Raw genomic sequence first — 16,693 nt, 5'->3', positions numbered from 1 at the left:
TCAGCCCAGGCGGGCGACGGTGCGGGCGCTGAGGTCGATGACGAAGCGGCGGGTGTCGATCCACTGACCGTTTTTGATCTTGGTGAAGAGGCGGACGCAGCGGTGCTCCCCGCAGGCGGCGAGGGCACCGGGCGCCTCGCCCTCCGCGCGCCCCCGGTAGACGAAGCCGGTCACGGCGAGCGGATCGGGGCCGGTGAGGTCGCGCCCGGTGGCGTCGCGGTAGTCCTGCCGCAGACCGGAGCCGAGCGGGGCGGCGATCAGCAGCCGCGCCGCCTGGACAGCCTCGTCGTGGCTGGGCGGCGGCTGGACGCCGTGCTGGGTGTCGGTCGACTCCACCTTCGAGGTGGTGAGGTTGACGGTCTTGGTGATGTAGCGGTCGCCGGCGTAGTCGTAGTACGAGACGTTCGCCCGGCGCGGCGGGTCGGCGAGCCCCACCTCCGACGGGCCGAGTTCGGCCAGGTCGGTGGTGAGCGGCTCGGGCCCCGGCTTGCCGGTGACGTCCTTGGCGACGCCGCGCACGGGGCGCGGCAACGCCAGTTCCCGGGCGCGGCGGAGTTCGTCGTCGGTGAGCGGGTCGCGGCCCTGGCCGCGCTCCCCCTGGGCGCGGACCTGCTCGACGACACCGGGCGGCGGCTGCCCCGGGTCGCGCCCCGGTGCGGCCGTCCCGGCCGCGGCGGGCCGGGCGCTGCTTCCGTCGTCGGCGCCGGCGGGCAGGGTGACCGCCACCATGACGGCGGTGCCTGTCAGTGCGATGGCGGCGGTCGCGACGACCTTGCCGAGGTGGCGGTGCATCAGTTGGTGCACGGTTCCCCCCTGCTGTCACATTCCGTGACACACATCTCGGATTCCCCCGTCAGTCCTCCAGTAGGACGTCCAATAGGACGAACCGACATCGCGACAGGTTGCCCACCATTCAGCCGAGATCCCAGGAAAAGACCGCCGTGTACGACAAGTTGCGACAGATTGCGGAAGATTTTGCTTCGGTCCGCGGACGTGTGTCGTGGAGTCGCCGCAGCGCCCGACGAGAAAGTGGAAGAGTCTACGCATGCAGGTCTGGCCGGGACAGATGTATCCACTGGGTGCCACCTTTGACGGGGCGGGCACCAACTTCGCGGTGTTCTCCGAAGCCGCGAAGCGCATCGAGCTGTGTCTGCTGCACGACGACGGCTCGGAGACCGCCGTCGAGCTGCGCGAGAGCGACGCCTTCGTGCGGCACGCGTACCTTCCGGGGGTGATGCCGGGGCAGCGCTACGGCTTCCGGGTGCACGGTCCCTACGAGCCGCAGCGGGGGCAGCGCTGCAACTCGGCGAAGTTACTGCTCGACCCGTACGCACGGGCCATGAGCGGCCGGATCGACTGGGACGAGGCGGTCTACGGCTACCACTTCGGGCGCCCCGAGGTGCGCAACGACCTGGACTCGGCGCCGCACACCATGGCGTCGGTGGTGGTCAATCCGTACTTCGACTGGGGCGACGACCGCCCGCCGCGCACCGCGTACCACGAGACGGTGCTCTACGAGGCCCATGTCAAGGGCCTGACGATGCTCCACCCGGAGCTGCCCGCGGAGCTGCGCGGCACCTACGCGGCGCTGGCGCACCCGGCGATCATCGACCATCTGACGGAGCTGGGGGTGACCGCCCTGGAGCTGATGCCGGTGCATCAGTTCGTCCAGGACCACCGGCTGGTGGACGCGGGCCTGACGAACTACTGGGGCTACAACACCATCGGCTTCTTCGCCCCGCACAACGCCTACGCGTCCTGGGGCGACCGCGGGCAGCAGGTGCTGGAGTTCAAGACCGCGGTACGGGCGCTGCACCAGGCCGGCATCGAGGTGATCCTCGACGTGGTCTACAACCACACCGCCGAGGGCAGCCATCTCGGCCCGACCCTGTCGTTCCGGGGGCTGGACAACGCCTCCTACTACCGGCTGTCGGACGACCGGCAGTACTACATGGACACCACCGGCACCGGGAACTCGCTGCTGATGCGCAGCCCCCACGTGCTCCAGCTGGTGATGGACTCGCTGCGCTACTGGGTGCAGGAGATGCGGGTGGACGGCTTCCGCTTCGATCTGGCGGCGACGCTGGCCCGGCAGTTCCACGAGGTCGACCGGCTGTCGTCGTTCTTCGACCTGGTGCACCAGGACCCGGTCGTCAGCCAGGTGAAGCTGATCGCGGAGCCGTGGGACGTCGGCGAGGGCGGCTATCAGGTGGGCAACTTCCCGCCGCTGTGGACCGAGTGGAACGGCAAGTACCGCGACACCGTACGGGATCTGTGGCGGGGCGAACCGCGCACGCTGGCGGAGTTCGGGTCCCGGCTGACGGGGTCGTCGGACCTCTATCAGGAGGACGGGCGGCGGCCGCTGGCCTCGGTGAACTTCGTGACCTGCCACGACGGCTTCACGCTGCGCGACCTGGTCTCGTACAACGACAAGCACAACGAGGCCAACGGCGAGGACAACCGCGACGGCGAGCGCTACAACCGGTCCTGGAACTGCGGCGCCGAGGGGCCGACCGACGATCCCTCGGTGCGGCGGCTGCGGTCCCGGCAGATGCGGAACTTCCTCGCCACGCTGATGCTGTCGCAGGGTGTGCCGATGCTCAGCCACGGCGACGAGTTCGGGCGCAGCCAGCAGGGCAACAACAACGCCTACTGCCAGGACAACGAGCTGTCGTGGGTGCACTGGCCGCAGGACGTGCCGGGGGCGGGCACCGAGCCGCGGGCGGCCGACGGCCCGGACGGGGCGGATGCGACGGATGAGGGGGCCGGGCCGCAGCAGGCACCGGAGGCGGACGAGGAGCAGCGGGCGCTGCTGGCGTTCGTCCGGCAGATGGTGTGGCTGCGGCGCGACCACCCGGTCTTCAGGCGCCGGCGGTTCTTCCAGGGCCACCCCATGGAGGGCACCCACGACGAGCTGTCGGACATCGCGTGGTTCACGGCCGACGGCGGGGAGATGGGGCCGCGCGACTGGCAGTCGGTGCACGCCAAGTCGCTGACCGTCTTCCTCAACGGCAGCTCGATCTCCGAGCCGGGTCCGCGCGGTGAGCCGATCACCGACGACTCGTTCCTGCTGATGTTCAACGCCCACGACCAGGAGAAGGAGTTCGTGATCCCCGAGCACCTCGGCCGGCAGTGGCAGGTCGTGGTGGACACCGACCGGCCGGAGGCGGTGGCCGACGGCGCCGGCGCCAAGGTCAAGGCCGGCGACCGGCTGACGCTGACCGACCGGAGCCTGCTGGTGCTGCAGCGGCCGGCGTAGGCGTTCGGGTGACGCCGATGCCGGAAGGAGATGACAGATCGGGCCCTGGGCGGGGTACGGGTGTTCCCATGACGCAGCCATCGAGTCCGTCGCCGACCGCCACCTACCGGCTGCAGCTCCAGCCGGACTTCCCGTTCGCCGCCGCCGAGCGGGCCGTCCCCCATCTGGCCGCGCTGGGCGTCTCCCATCTGCATCTCTCTCCGGTGCTGGAGTCGGTGCCGGGGTCCACGCACGGCTATGACGTGGTCGACCACTCGGCGGTACGGGCCGAGCTGGGCGGTGAGCGGGGACTGCGGGCGCTGGCGGCGACGGCCCGTGCGCACGGGCTCGGGCTGGTCGTCGACATCGTGCCGAACCATATGGCCGTGCCGGAGCCGATGGCGCTCAACGGCCCGCTGTGGGAGGTGCTGCGCGACGGGCCGGAGTCCCCGTGTGCGCGGTGGTTCGACATCGACTGGGACGGCGGGCACGGCGGGCGCCTGCTGCTGCCGGTGCTCCACGGGCCGCTCGGCGACGAGGCGCGGCACCTCCGCGTCGACGCCGCGGAGGGGGTGCTGCGCTATCACGCGCACACCTTCCCGCTGCGCCCCGGTACCGAGGACCTGCCGCTGGAGCGCCTCCTGCCGGCGCAGTGGTACCGCCTCGCCTGGTGGCGGCTGGCCCGCACCGAGCTCAACTACCGCCGCTTCTTCACCATTTCGGAGCTGATCGGGGTGCGCGTGGAGGACCCCGAGGTCTTCGCGGCCACGCACGACACGGCGCTGCGGCTGGTCCGTGACGGCGTCATCGACGGGCTGCGGATCGACCACCCGGACGGCCTGGTGGACCCCGCCGGCTATCTGGCCCGGCTGCACGAGGCGACCGGTGGCCGCTGGACCGTCGTCGAGAAGATCCTCACCGGCGACGAGCGGCTGCCCGCGAGCTGGGCCTGCGCCGGCACGACGGGCTATGACGCGCTGCGGCACATCGACGGGCTCTTCGTCTGCCCGCAGGGCTCCGGGCGGCTCTTCTCCCACTACCGGGACTTCGTCACCCCGCTGGCCGACGAGGGGGGTGACTGGGAGGAGACGGTGCGCCGGGCCGCGTACGAGGTCGTCACCCACGATCTGGCCGCGGAGGTCGAGCGGCTGGTGCGGACCGCGGCACGGATCAGTGCGCGCGACCCGCGGCCCGGTGACCACGCGCCCTGGGCGCTGCGGCAGGCGATCCGGGAACTGCTGGTGCGGCTGCCGGTCTACCGGCCGTACGCCGCCGACGCGACGCGGGCGGTGACGGACGCGGCGATGCTGGGGCGGGCGGCGGTGCGGGCGCGCGGCGCGTTCCGGGTGCCCGAGGAGGCGCGGGCGGTGGACCTGGTCCACGATCTGGCGCTGGGCCGGTGGACGGACGAGGCGGCGGGGGGCGACGGGTCGCAGGAGCCCGCTCCCGAGCGGCACGAAGCGGACCGCGCCGACTTCGCCGCCCGCTTCGCCCAGACCGCTTCCGCGCTGCGCGCCAAGTCCGTCGAGGACACCGCCTTCTACCGCTATCCGGTGCTGCTGTCGGCCTGCGAGGTCGGCGGCGACCCCGGGGAGCCCGCGCGGAGCCCTGCGGCCTTCCACGCCTACTGTGCCCGGATCCAGCGGGACTGGCCGGCGACGGCCACGGTGCTCTCCACGCACGACACCAAGCGCAGCGCCGATGTGCGGGCGCGGATCGCGGTGCTGTCGGAGTGCCCGGACCGGTGGCGCGACGCGCTCGGCGCGATGGGTGAGGCGGCGGTGTGCGGGGCCGCGGGCGGCTCGATGGACGGCGCGGGCCCGGCGGACCCGATGGTGTCCTGGCTCGCCTGGCAGACCGCGTTCGGCCTGGGCGCGCCCGCCGGGGAGTCCGCGGCGACGGGGGCACCCCCCGAGCTACCGCTGGGGGCACCCCCAGCCGGCGACAGCTGGGGGAGGGTCGCGGCCGCGGTCCTGAAGTCCGTACGGGAGGCCGGGCTGCGCACCTCGTGGACCGAGCCGAACGCGGACTACGAGGAGGCGGTGGCGGAGTTCGTCCTGGGCGGGCCGGGCGGTCCCCCGGCCGCCCCGCTCGCCGCGCTGGGCGAGGAGCTGGCCCCGTTCATCCGCGCCAACGTGCTGGGGGCGACGCTGCTGCACCTGACCATGCCCGGCGTCCCCGACCTCTATCAGGGCACCGAACTCGGCTATGCCGCGCTGGTCGACCCGGACAACCGGCGGCCCGCCCGGTTCCGTCCGGAGCTGCTCGCCGAGCTGGACGGCGGGGCCGCGCCGCGCGATCTGTCCGGCGAGAAGCTGCGGCTGACGGCCGCGGCGCTGCGGCTGCGGCGCGAGCACCCCCGGTGGTTCGGCGCCGCCGCGGCGTACGAGCCGGTGGAGGCCGAGGGGCCGGCCGCCGAGCACTGTGTGGCGTTCTGCCGTGGCGGGCGGGTACTGACGGTGGTGACCCGGCTGTCGCTGCGGCTGGTGGAGACCGGCGGCTGGTGGGACACCGGGCTCCGGCTGCCCTCCGGGGGGACGTGGCGCGAGCTCCTGAGCGGGCGGGAGCTGCCGGGCGGCGCGGTGGTGGGGCTGAGCGAGCTGCTGGAGGAGTCGCCGGTGGCGCTGCTCGTCCGTGAGTGACGCCCCGTCAGCCGCCGTGCGGGCCGGGGCGGCCGGACCGGCGGCCGTCGTCCCCGGCCCCGTCGGCGGCCCGCAGCAGCTCGGTGAACTCCGCAGCGGCGCCGGTCAGTTCGACGCGTGAGAAGACCGTGATCTCACGCTGCCACAGCGGATCGGTGGGCACCGACGTGCAGTCCAGGCCGCGCAGTTCATGGGCCGCGGTCAGCAGTACACCGACGCCCGCCGATGCCATCCGCACGGCGGTCGAGCTGTGCTGGGTGCGGACGGCGGTACGCGGTGTGAAGCCCACCCGCTCGCACTCCAGGTCCAGCCAGCGCCGGCCCTCGACCATCGGCTCCAGGCTGCACCGCACCCAGGGCCGGTCGGCCAGCTCGGCCAGCCGCACCGACTCGCGGGCGGCGAGCGGATCGCCGTGCGGCACCACCAGCACCATCCGCTCCCGCCCCACGACGGTGACCGGCCCCTGCCAGTCCTTGGGGCCCGGCCCGAGCGCCATGTCGGCGACACCGCGCGCCATGTGCTCCTCCAGCTCCTCGGTGGTGGCGTACTCGTGGAGCACCAGGCGCACACCGGGGTGCTCGCGGGTCCAGCGTGCGCAGACCTCCGGCAGCACCCCGATCGCCTGCGCGTGCACCGTCGCGATATGCAGCTCGCCGCTCTGCGCACCGCCGGCGGCCAGCGCGGCGCGGCGGGCCTGCCGGGCGCTGCGGACGGCGAGTTCGGCGTGCGGGAAGTAGGCCCGGCCCATCGCCGTCAGCCGCACCCCGCGGGGCATCCGCTCCAGCAGCGGGCCGCCGACCTCCCGCTCCAGCGCCTTGATCTGGTGCGAGAGCGCGGACTGGGTGACGTGCAGCGCCTCGGCGGCGCGGGTGAAGGACTCCTCCTCGATGACCGCCACCAGATACTCCATCTGCCGCAGGCTCATCGTCCCGCCCCTCCCCGCCGCATGCCCGGCCGCCCATGACGATCCTTCATCACCACCATAGAAACATTGCCTTGGACTCATCGCCGCAGGTGGGCGGAGCCTGAACACATGCCTGATCACATGAGTGAGACAGACTCGAACACCACAGACGTCATCGTCATCGGCGGCGGCACGGGCGGCTACAGCACCGCCCTGCGCGCCGCGTCCCTGGGCCTGCGGGTGGTCCTGGCCGAGCGCGACCTGATCGGCGGCACCTGCCTGCACCGCGGCTGTATCCCCAGCAAGGCCATGCTGCACGCCGCCGAGCTGGTGGACGGCATCGCCGAGGCCCGCGAGCGGTGGGGCGTCAAGGCCACCGTCGACGCCCTGGACTGGCCGGCGCTGGTGGCCACCCGCGACGACATCGTCGCCCGCAACCACCAAGGCGTGGCGGGGCACCTGTCGACGGCACAGGTCCGGGTCGTCAAGGGCACGGCGCGGCTGACCGGTCCGCGTACGGTCCACATCGAGGGCGCCGGGGACTTCAGCGCCCGGCGCGGCATCGTGCTGGCCACCGGCTCCCGGCCGCGCCTGCTGCCGGGCCTGCAGGCGGACGGACGGCGGATCGTCACCAGCGACGACGCCCTGTTCGCGGCCGAGCTCCCGGCGTCCGTACTGGTCCTGGGCGGTGGCGCGATCGGCGTCGAGTACGCCTCGTTCCACCGCTCCATGGGCGCCGAGGTCACCCTCGTCGAGGCGGCGCAACGGCTGCTCCCGCTGGAGGACGAGGACGTCGGCCGCCACCTGGCGCGCGGCCTGAAGAAGCGCGGCATCACCGTCCGTACGGGTGCCACCCTCACCGGCACCGAGCTGCTGCCGGACGGGGTCCGGGCCACCGTGACCACCGCCGGCGGCGAGGAGCTGGTGATCGAGGCCGAGCGGCTGCTGGTCGCGGTGGGGCGCGCCCCGGTGAGCGACGGGCTCGGCCTGGAGGCCGCCGGACTGTCCACGGACGCCCGGGGGTTCGTCGTGCCGGCGGACTGGTCGCGGCTGGAGACCGCCGTACCGGGCATCCACGTGGTCGGGGATCTGCTGCCGCCGCCGTCGCTGGGGCTGGCCCATGCCTCCTTCGAGGAGGGCCTGCTGGTGGCCGAGACACTGGCGGGCGTCCCCACGCGGCCGGTGGACTACGCGACCGTCCCGCGGGTGACGTACTCCTCGCCGCAGACCGCGTCGGTCGGTCTGACCGAGGCCGAGGCGCGCGCCCGGGGCCTGGAGGTCAAGGTCAACTCGATGCCGCTCGCCGCCACCGCCAAGGGCATGGTGCACGGTCAGGGCGGCATGGTGAAGGTGATCGCGGCGGCCGACGGTGCGGGCGGCGAGGCCACCGGTGTGGTGCTCGGCGTGCATCTCGTCGGGCCGCACGTCTCGGAGATGATCTCGGAGAGCCAGCTGATCGTGGCCTGGGACGCCGAACCCTCCGACGTCGCCCAGCACGTCCACGCGCACCCGACCCTGTCGGAGGCGGTCGGCGAGGCCTTCCTGACGCTGGCGGGCCGCGGTCTGCACCAGCACTGAGCGGACGGGGCGCCCCCGCGGACGGACGATCAATTCGGTTGCGCGGGGGCGCGCCGCTGGCCAGCATGGCCCGGTCAGCACGCCCCTCCCTTAAGCAGGAGCACGGAAATGCGCGGATTCCTCGGAACGACCCCTCGCCCCGTCCGGACGACCGTTCTTGAGGAATCCACCTTCCATGCTTGTCTCGCACACCCTGAACATCGGGATTCTCGCCCACGTCGACGCAGGTAAGACCAGCCTCACCGAGCGGCTGCTGTTCGACACCGGCGCCATCGACCGGCTCGGCAGCGTCGACGCCGGCAGCACCCGTACGGACACCGGCGAGCTGGAGCGGCAGCGCGGCATCACCATCCGCTCGGCCGTCGCCTCCTTCACCGTCGGCGAGGTCCAGATCAACCTCATCGACACCCCCGGGCACTCCGACTTCATCGCGGAGGTCGAGCGCGCCCTGGGGGTCCTCGACGGCGCCGTGCTGCTGCTGTCCGCGGTGGAGGGCGTCCAGGCCCGGACCCGGGTGCTGATGCGGACACTGCGGCGGCTGCGGCTGCCCACCCTGCTCTTCGTCAACAAGATCGACCGGGTCGGCGCCCGGGGCGAGGCGCTGCTCGCGGACATCCGCCGCCTGCTGACGCCGGTCGCCGTCCCCATGACGTCGGTGTCCGGCCTCGGCACGCCACGGGCGCGCTCGGTGCCGTACGCGCTCAAGGACCCGGCCGCCCGCGACCGGATCGCCGAGGCGGTGGCCGAGGCGGACGAGTCCGTGCTGGCCCAGCTGGTCGAGGGCCCGCCGCCCACCGCGGACGAGCTGCGCGCCGCCCTCGCCGCGCGCACCGCCGACGGTTCGCTGCACCCGGTGTACTTCGGTTCGGCGCTCGGCGGCCAGGGCGTCGGGGCGCTCATCGACGGCATGGTCCGGCTGATCCCACCGGCCCCGGTGGTCGCGGGCACCGAACCCCGCGGCACGGTCTTCGCCGTCCACCAGTCACCACGGGGCGAGCGCACGGCCCATATCCGGCTCTACGAGGGCGAGTTGCGGCCCCGGCAGCGGATCGAACTGCACCGTCCGGGCGCACCGGACGGCGCGAGCGGCCCGCTGACCGGCCGGATCACCGCACTCGACGTCATCGGGCGGCCGCCCGGCGACGACGGGCCGCTGACCCCGGGCAACATCGCGGTGCTCCGCGGACTGCCCGGCATCCGGACCGGCGACCGCCTCGGCCCGCCCACCGGCGCTCCCGCCGAGGCCGGTCTCTTCCCCTCCCCCACCCTCGAAACCCTCGTCCGGGCCGGCGATCCGGCACGCGCCGCCGCGTTGCGCGCCGCGCTGCTGGCACTCGCCGACCAGGACCCGCTGCTGCAGGTCCGCCCCGCGCCCGACGGCGCCACCTCGGTGCTGCTGCACGGCGAGGTGCAGAAGGAGATCATCGCGGCCACCCTGCGTCAGGAGTACGGCATCGAGGCCGCGTTCGCACCGAGCCGGGTGGTGTGCGTGGAGCGGCCGTGCGGCGTCGGCGAGGCGCTCCACGAGATCGCCCGGCGCGGCCACACCGGGCCCTGGGCCACGGTCGGACTGCGCGTCGAACCGGGCGCCCGCGGCTCCGGCCCGGTCTTCGCCTACGAGACCGAACTGGGGGCGCTTCCGCACGGCTTCCACCAGGCCGTCGAGGAGACCGTACTGGCGACCCTGCGGCGGGGCCCGCGCGGTCTGGCGGTGACGGACTGCCGGGCGGTGCTGACCCGCTCCGGCTTCATCGGCCCGGTCAGCACGGCCGGGCACTTCCGCGCGGTCACGCCCGGCGTGCTGCTGCGCGCCCTGGAGCTGGCCGGCACCCGGGTGTACGAGCCGTACCACGCCTTCGAGGCCGAGGTCCCGCTCGCCGCGCTCGCGCCCGTGACCGCCCGGCTGGCCGCGCTGGGCGCGGAGCTCGGCGAGACCTCCGGCGGCCGGCGGTCCTGGCTGCTCAGCGGCGCCCTGCCGGCCCGCCATGTCCAGGAGTTCGAGGGGCTGTTGCCGGGGCTGACGCACGGCGAAGGGGTGTGGATGTCGTATCCGTCGGGCGACCGCCCGCTGCGGCAGATGGAGGACGGCGCAGCTGGGTCCTAGGGCCTTTCCGACCCTGACCCATCGGACAGGCCCTAGGTCGTGTCCGCAAAGTCCCGTCGTCCGCCCGTAGGGCGGGGCCTGCGGCGTCTGGTGCGTGCGATCGCAAGGCGGAGGGTCGTCCTCGTAGTGGGTCTACGTGGACGATCCCGACAACGGTGGGGGTCCCCCCGCGCCGTTCAGGCGTGGGGGAGAGGTGCCGTGCCAGGCGTCGCAGGCCAGGCGGGACTTTGCGGACACGACCTAGCGCTCCGTCAGCACGTAGTCCACCCTGCCGAAGGTGATGTGGTCGCCGGGGCCGACGGGGACCTCGCCGACCACCCGGCGGCCGTTGACGCAGGTGCCGTTCGTGGAGCCGAGGTCGCGCAGCAGCCAGCCCTTGCCGGCGCTGCGGAGTTCGGCGTGGGCGCGGGAGACCGTCTCGTGGTTCAGGCGCAGGCCCACCCCCGGGGCCCGCCCTATGAGCAGGGGGAACGGTCCCGGCTCCGGCAGCAGGAGCTTGGGCAGCCGCTCCGTGCGCCAGGCCCTGCGCACCCGTATGTGGAAGGCGGACACCCGGCCGACCATCCGCAGCAGGGTGCCCTGGACCTTGCCGTGGCTCTCCAAGTCGGCGGTGGCCAGGTCGAGTTCGGAGTGCTGTTGGGCGGTGAGGACGAGTTCCAGGCGCCGCAGAAAGGTGTCCTGGGACAGCCGTCCCTGCGCCGCGCCGTCGCGCAGCAGATCGAGGGCGCGTTCCCGGTCGGCATCCGACGGGCGCGCCGGGCGCGCGGGGAACTCGAGCGAAGTCATGCCGTGATTGTCCGACCACCGCGTGCCGCTGTCCAGGCGATGTAGGTGCACGGGGCGGTCGACCCGGTCACGCCGGCCGGCTCCCCGGAACGGCCCAGCGCGATGGCGCATTGTCGGCCCGTAGCGCCCCGCCGGGCTGTCCGGCGGGGCGACGGCATGCTTGGCTCGTGGGGACCGCCGCGATCGAAGGAGGACGGCCGTGCTGTTCGAGGTATGGGCGCCGAGGGCCAGGCAGGTCGTTCTCCAGTGGGCGGGGGACCGGGCCGGTGAACCGCTGGTCGCGATGGAGCGGGACGAGGGCCGCGCGGGCTGGTGGCGCGCCGAGGCACCGGCCCGCGACGGCGACCGCTACGCCTTCCGGCTCGACGGCGGGCCGCCGCGGCCCGATCCGCGCGCCGCGCGGCTGCCGGACGGCCCCGGCGGGCCCGGCGCGGTCGTCGAGCACGACCGGTTCGGCTGGCGGCATCCGTGGTCCGGCCGCCCGCTGCCCGGCGCGGTCCTCTACGAGCTGCACATCGGGACGTACACCCCCGAGGGCACCTTCGACGCCGCGGCCGAGCGGCTGCGGCACCTCGCCGACCTGGGGATCAGCCATGTGTCGCTGATGCCCGTCTGCCCGTTCCCGGGCACCCACGGGTGGGGGTACGACGGGGTCGCGCCCTGGGCGGTGCACGAGCCGTACGGCGGGCCCGACGGGTTCAAGCGGTTCGTGGACGCCGCGCACGGCCTCGGCCTGGGAGTCGTCCTCGACGTGGTGCACAACCACCTCGGCCCGTCGGGCAACCATCTCCCGGAATTCGGGCCGTACTTCACCGAGACCCATCACACGCCGTGGGGAGCGGCGGTCAACCTCGACGCGCCCGGCTCCGACGAGGTGCGCGGCTACCTCGTCGGCAGTGCGCTGGCCTGGCTGCGCGACTACCGGCTCGACGGGCTGCGGCTGGACGCCGTCCACGCGCTGCACGACGACCGGAGCCCGCACTTCCTGGCCAAGCTGTCCGCCGCCGTGGACGGGCTGGCCGGCCGGCTGGGGCGCCCGCTGTTCCTCGTCGCCGAGTCCGACCTCAACGATCCGCGCACCACCGCACCACGGGAGAGCGGCGGCCAGGGCCTGCACGCCCAGTGGAACGACGACTTCCACCACGCCCTGCACACCGCGCTCACCGGCGAATCCCAGGGCTACTACGCCGACTTCGCGCGCGCCCCGCTCGCCGCCCTCGCCAAGACCCTGACCGGCGGCTTCTTCCACGACGGTACGTACTCCAGCTTCCGCGGCCGGGCGCACGGCGCGCCGCTGGACCTGCGCCGCACGCCCGCGTACCGGCTGCTGGCCTACGCCCAGACGCACGACCAGGTCGGCAACCGCGCGCTCGGCGACCGGCTCGCCGCCGGCGTGCCCCCCGGGCTGCTCGCCTGTGCCGCCGCGCTGGTGCTGTGCGCGCCGTTCACCCCGATGCTGTTCATGGGCGAGGAGTGGGGGGCAACCACCCCCTGGCAGTACTTCACCGATCACACGGATCCGGAGCTGGCGGAGGCGGTACGGGCCGGCCGGCGGCGCGAGTTCGCCGCGCACGAGTGGTCGGGCGACGGCGGCGACTGGCCCGACCCCCAGGACCCGGCCACCCGCGACCGCTGCGTCCTGGACTGGTCCGAACCGGCCCGCCCGCCCCACGCCCGCCTGCTGGCCTGGCACCGCACGCTGCTGACGCTGCGCCACGAGCTGCCCGCGCTGACCGACCCCGATCCGCGCCACACCGACGTCCGCTTCGACGAGGACGCCCGCTGGCTGCTGCTGCGGCGCGGCCCACTGCGGGTGGCGGTCAACCTGGGGCGGGACACCACGGCGCAGATCGCGGTGGCGGACCGGGACACCGACCTGCAGGCACTGGCGGGCTGGCCCGAGGCCCGGCTCCCCGGCACGGACGGCGTGCTGCGGCTCCCGCCGGAGTCGGTGGTGGTCCTGGGCCCCTAGGGTCTGTCCGATGGACACTGGAGCTGTGCCCCTGCGTATCTCCGACCTCCTGGCCAGGCCCGATCTCCGTCTGTCGGTCACCTACGAGGTGCCGCCGCGGCTGCTGGACCGCACGATCGAGGCGGCGACCGTCTCGGATCTGCTGACGCCGGGCAAGTGGCTGCAGGGCGGTGAACTGCTGATGACCATCGGCCTGTTGCTGCCGATGGAGTCTGCCGCCTGCCGGGCCTACGTCCGGGACGTCGCCGAGGGCGGGGCCGCGTGCCTGGCACTCGGGCTGGGGCAGGGGCTGCCGTACCAGGAGGCTCCGCGACCACTGGTGGCGGCGGCCGAGGAGGCGGGCCTGCCGCTGCTGACGGTGCCGGACGAGGTGCCGTTCATCGCCGTCACCAAGGCCGTCTTCGACGCGCGGGCCGATGAGCAGCGCGCGGCGCTGCACCGGGCGTTCGCGACCCAGCGGCGGCTGACGGCCGCCGCGGCGGCCGGCGACGGGCTGCGGCCGATGCTGGCGGAGTGGACGGCCGCCACCGGGGTCGGCGCCGCGGTGCTCGACCCGCTGGGGCGCCTGCTGGCGGCGGGCGGGGGCGCGCAGCAGCAGCCACCGCCCGCGCAGGCCCGCGAGCTGATCGAACGGGTCGCCACGCGCGGGCTGCGCGGCAGCGCGTCCAGTACGGCCGCGGGGCAGCAGCTGGAGGTGCAGCCGCTGGGTGCGCGGCGGCTGCGCGGGCTGCTGCTGCTCACCGGCAGCCCGGACGAGGCCGCCCGCTCGGTCGTCCCCGGCCTGGTCTCGCTGCTGTCCCTGGAGCTGGAGCGCCGGCATCTGCGCGACGAGCCGGAGCGCCGCCGCAGGTCGGCGCTGCTCTCGGAGCTGCTGGCCGACGAGGATCCGTCCGCCGACCGGGCCCGGGACATCCTGCACTCGGTGGGGCTGACCGCCGAGCGGGTGCGGGGGGTCGTGGTGGAGCCGGGCAGCGGGGACGGTGCGGCCGGTGCCGGGCGGCCTCCGGGAGACGCGGCGGGGGACGCGGCTGCCGACGCCGCCCAGGAGACGGCCGCCGATCTGGCCCTGGCGATGCCCGGCGGCCTGGTCCGGGTCACCGACGCGGCGCCGGGCGGCGCGCCGGGCCGGCTCATCGAGGCGGTGGTCGGCGAGGAGCTGGACATCCGCGATGTGCTCGCCCGCTTCGCGCCGCACCGCCCGGCGGGCATCGGCCCGGCCACCGCCCCCGAAGCCGTACGGGTGTCGCTGCGTCAGGCCGCCGGTCTGCTCGCCGTCAGCCGGTCCAGCGGCGAGCCGGAGGAGGCCCGGCAGAGCCAGTCCAGCCGACTGCTGCTCGACCTCGGTGACCGCCGTACGCTGCACGGCTACGCCGACTCCGTGCTGGGTCCGCTCGACCTCGCGGACAACGGCGAGGAGCTGATCGCCACCCTGGCGGCCTGGCTGGAGACCGGCGGCGCCTGGGACGCCACCAGCCGCCGCCTCGGCGTCCACCGGCACACCGTACGCAACCGCCTCGACAAGGCCATGGACCTCACCGGCCGGCGCCTCGACGACCCCGACGACCGCTTCGACCTGTGGCTGGCCACCCGCATCCGGCGCGGCGGCGCGCCGTCCGCCCACGCCGCCGCCCGACCCGCTCCCCCACCGCCCCCCACACCACCAGCCCGGTGACCGACGCCCCTGTGTGCCCGCCCCGCCTTTCGTTCTCCCCTCCACACCGTCTTTACTTCGATGGTGACCTACGAGATCCGCACCCTAGAACCCGGCGCCGCCGGCCCAGCCCCCACCGCCCCCGCTCCCGGCTCCGTGCGGGGCGGCGGACGCGGCACCCTGGTGGCCGTCAGCGATCTGCACATCCGCTACAAGGAGAACCGCGAGATCGTCGAGCGGTTAAGACCGCGGTCCGACGACGACTGGCTGCTGGTCGCCGGCGACGTCGGCGAGTACGTCTCCGACATCCGCTGGGCGCTCGGCCTGCTCAGCGAGCGGTTCGCCAAGGTGGTGTGGGTGCCGGGCAACCACGAGCTGTGGACACCGCCGGACGACCCGGTGCAGCTGCGCGGTGTGGCGCGCTATGAGCATCTGGTGGACATCTGCCGGCAGTTGGGCGTCCTGACGCCCGAGGACCCCTATCCGGTCTGGGAGGGCGTCGGCGGGCCCGCGGTCATCGCCCCCCTCTTCCTCCTCTACGACTACACCTTCCGCAAGCCGGGGCTGACGTCGAAGACGGAGGCGCTCGCCGACGCCGAGGAGGCCGGGGTGGTGTGCACCGACGAGTTCCATCTGCACCCGGACCCCTATCCGACGCGGGAGGCCTGGTGCCAGGCGCGGGTGGCGGCCACCGAGGCCCGGCTCGCCGCCGTGCCGGAGGAACTGCCGACCGTCCTGATCAACCACTGGCCCGTGGTGCGCGAACCCACCAGGCCGCTGTGGTACCCGGAGTTCGCGCTGTGGTGCGGTACGGAGGCGACCGCCGACTGGCCGCGCCGGTTCCGCGCCGCCACCGTCGTCTACGGCCATCTGCACATCCCCCGGCTGCTGATGTGCGACGGCATCCCCCATCAGGAGGTGTCGCTCGGCTACCCGCGGGAGTGGCAGCGCCGCTCCGGCGAACCGGGCCGCCCGGTCCAGATCCTTCCCGCCCCGGCCGCGGTCGCGCCCGGCGTCACGGGGAGCCACGCATGATCGACAAGTTGCTGCCCGCGCCGATCGTGACCGCCGAGGCCTTTCAGGACGTGCCCCTGTCCGAGATGTTCCCCGAGGAACAGGCGCTGGTGGCCCAGGCGGTGCCCAAGCGCCAGCTGGAGTTCGGCACCGTACGCAGCTGCGCCCGCAGTGCGCTGTCCCGGCTGGGCTTCGCCCCCGCGCCGCTGCTGCCCGGCCGCGACCGGGCGCCGCAGTGGCCGGCCGGTGTCGTCGGTGCGATGACGCACTGCGCCGGCTACCGCGCGGCCGCGGTGGCCCAGCGGCGGGACATGGTGACCGTCGGTCTGGACGCGGAGCCGAACCTGCCCGTGAACGACCCCGGCGTCATCGATCTCGTCACCCTGCCCCAGGAGCGCGCCCAGCTCCGCCATCTGGCGGACCTGGAACCGGAGGTCAGCTGGGACCGGCTGATCTTCAGCGCCAAGGAGAGCGTCTACAAGGCCTGGTACCCCCTCGCCCAGCGCTGGCTGGGCTTCGAGGACGCCCTGCTCACCCTCGACCCCACGGACGCCACCTTCACCGCCCGCCTCCTCGTCCCCGGCCCCGTCGTCGACGGCAGGGAGATCACCGAGTTCAGCGGGGGGTGGCTGGTCGAGGCCGGGTTTGTGGTGACGGCCATCGCCATGACGGCGTAAGGGGGCTGGCGCGGCTCACGACTGACGGCTGACGGCTGACAACGGCGGGGCCGGTGGCGGGAGGGGGTGGATCCCCCGCCCGCCGCCGGCCCCGCGTCTCGTCCGATGTCAGCCGTCTTCGTCGGCC

The 16,693-nt window shown here is 74.0% G+C and carries 11 protein-coding genes; 8 read left to right on the top strand and 3 right to left on the bottom strand.

The features are described from left to right. The gene (locus ACZ5XZ_RS17300; protein ID WP_468978693.1) at positions 1-804 is read right to left on the bottom strand and encodes a Tat pathway signal sequence domain protein; all 804 of its coding nucleotides are present in this window, start codon (positions 802-804) and stop codon (positions 1-3) included. Between the two features lie 241 nt (positions 805-1,045). Between ACZ5XZ_RS17300 and glgX the strand changes: the two genes are divergently transcribed. Further along, complete coding sequence (gene glgX, locus ACZ5XZ_RS17295; RefSeq protein WP_468978691.1) at positions 1,046-3,259, top strand: glycogen debranching protein GlgX; 2,214 nt, start codon at positions 1,046-1,048, stop codon at positions 3,257-3,259. 68 nt (positions 3,260-3,327) lie between these two features. Then, positions 3,328-5,880 (top strand): malto-oligosyltrehalose synthase, encoded by a 2,553-nt coding sequence (gene treY, locus ACZ5XZ_RS17290; RefSeq protein WP_468978689.1) that lies wholly within the window; start codon positions 3,328-3,330, stop codon positions 5,878-5,880. Positions 5,881-5,887: 7 nt separating this feature from the next. On the opposite strand, the gene ACZ5XZ_RS17285 is transcribed toward treY, so the two are convergent. Next, positions 5,888-6,805 carry a LysR family transcriptional regulator gene (locus ACZ5XZ_RS17285; RefSeq protein ID WP_468978688.1) on the bottom strand — a complete coding sequence of 306 codons (918 nt, stop codon included), beginning with the start codon at positions 6,803-6,805 and terminating at the stop codon, positions 5,888-5,890. Positions 6,806-6,925: 120 nt separating this feature from the next. Here ACZ5XZ_RS17285 and lpdA point away from each other — a divergent pair, with 120 nt between their 5' ends. Both lpdA and otr(A) read left to right on the top strand, forming a co-directional pair. Then, positions 6,926-8,362, top strand: coding sequence for a dihydrolipoyl dehydrogenase (gene lpdA / locus ACZ5XZ_RS17280; protein ID WP_468978687.1), 1,437 nt, complete (start codon positions 6,926-6,928; stop codon positions 8,360-8,362). A gap of 175 nt (positions 8,363-8,537) precedes the next feature. Next, positions 8,538-10,466: a tetracycline resistance ribosomal protection protein Otr(A) gene (gene otr(A), locus ACZ5XZ_RS17275; protein ID WP_468978686.1), complete on the top strand. Its 1,929-nt coding sequence runs from the start codon at positions 8,538-8,540 to the stop codon at positions 10,464-10,466. A 240-nt stretch (positions 10,467-10,706) separates the two neighbouring features. Here the strand turns inward: otr(A) and ACZ5XZ_RS17270 are convergent, their stop codons facing one another. Further along, a complete protein-coding gene (locus tag ACZ5XZ_RS17270; RefSeq protein ID WP_468978684.1) occupies positions 10,707-11,252 on the bottom strand; it encodes an FHA domain-containing protein in 546 nt (181 codons plus the stop codon). Positions 11,253-11,451: 199 nt separating this feature from the next. Here ACZ5XZ_RS17270 and treZ point away from each other — a divergent pair, with 199 nt between their 5' ends. The 4 genes from treZ to ACZ5XZ_RS17250 all read left to right on the top strand — a co-directional run bounded on the left by treZ (position 11,452) and on the right by ACZ5XZ_RS17250 (position 16,566). Continuing rightward, positions 11,452-13,224 (top strand): malto-oligosyltrehalose trehalohydrolase, encoded by a 1,773-nt coding sequence (treZ, locus tag ACZ5XZ_RS17265; RefSeq protein ID WP_468978682.1) that lies wholly within the window; start codon positions 11,452-11,454, stop codon positions 13,222-13,224. Positions 13,225-13,234: 10 nt separating this feature from the next. Next, entirely contained in the window at positions 13,235-14,896 is a 1,662-nt protein-coding gene (locus ACZ5XZ_RS17260; RefSeq protein ID WP_468978681.1) for a PucR family transcriptional regulator, read from the top strand. A 63-nt stretch (positions 14,897-14,959) separates the two neighbouring features. After that, positions 14,960-15,910 carry a metallophosphoesterase family protein gene (locus ACZ5XZ_RS17255; protein WP_468979039.1) on the top strand — a complete coding sequence of 317 codons (951 nt, stop codon included), beginning with the start codon at positions 14,960-14,962 and terminating at the stop codon, positions 15,908-15,910. Next, entirely contained in the window at positions 15,907-16,566 is a 660-nt protein-coding gene (locus ACZ5XZ_RS17250) for a 4'-phosphopantetheinyl transferase family protein (protein WP_468978679.1), read from the top strand. The genes ACZ5XZ_RS17255 and ACZ5XZ_RS17250 overlap by 4 nt, the downstream gene beginning before the upstream one ends. Positions 16,567-16,693 lie beyond the last annotated feature (127 nt).

The sequence above is a fragment of the Streptomyces sp. NPDC033270 genome (genome assembly GCF_055576575.1).
This window is presented reverse-complemented; position numbering and strand designations above follow the sequence as displayed.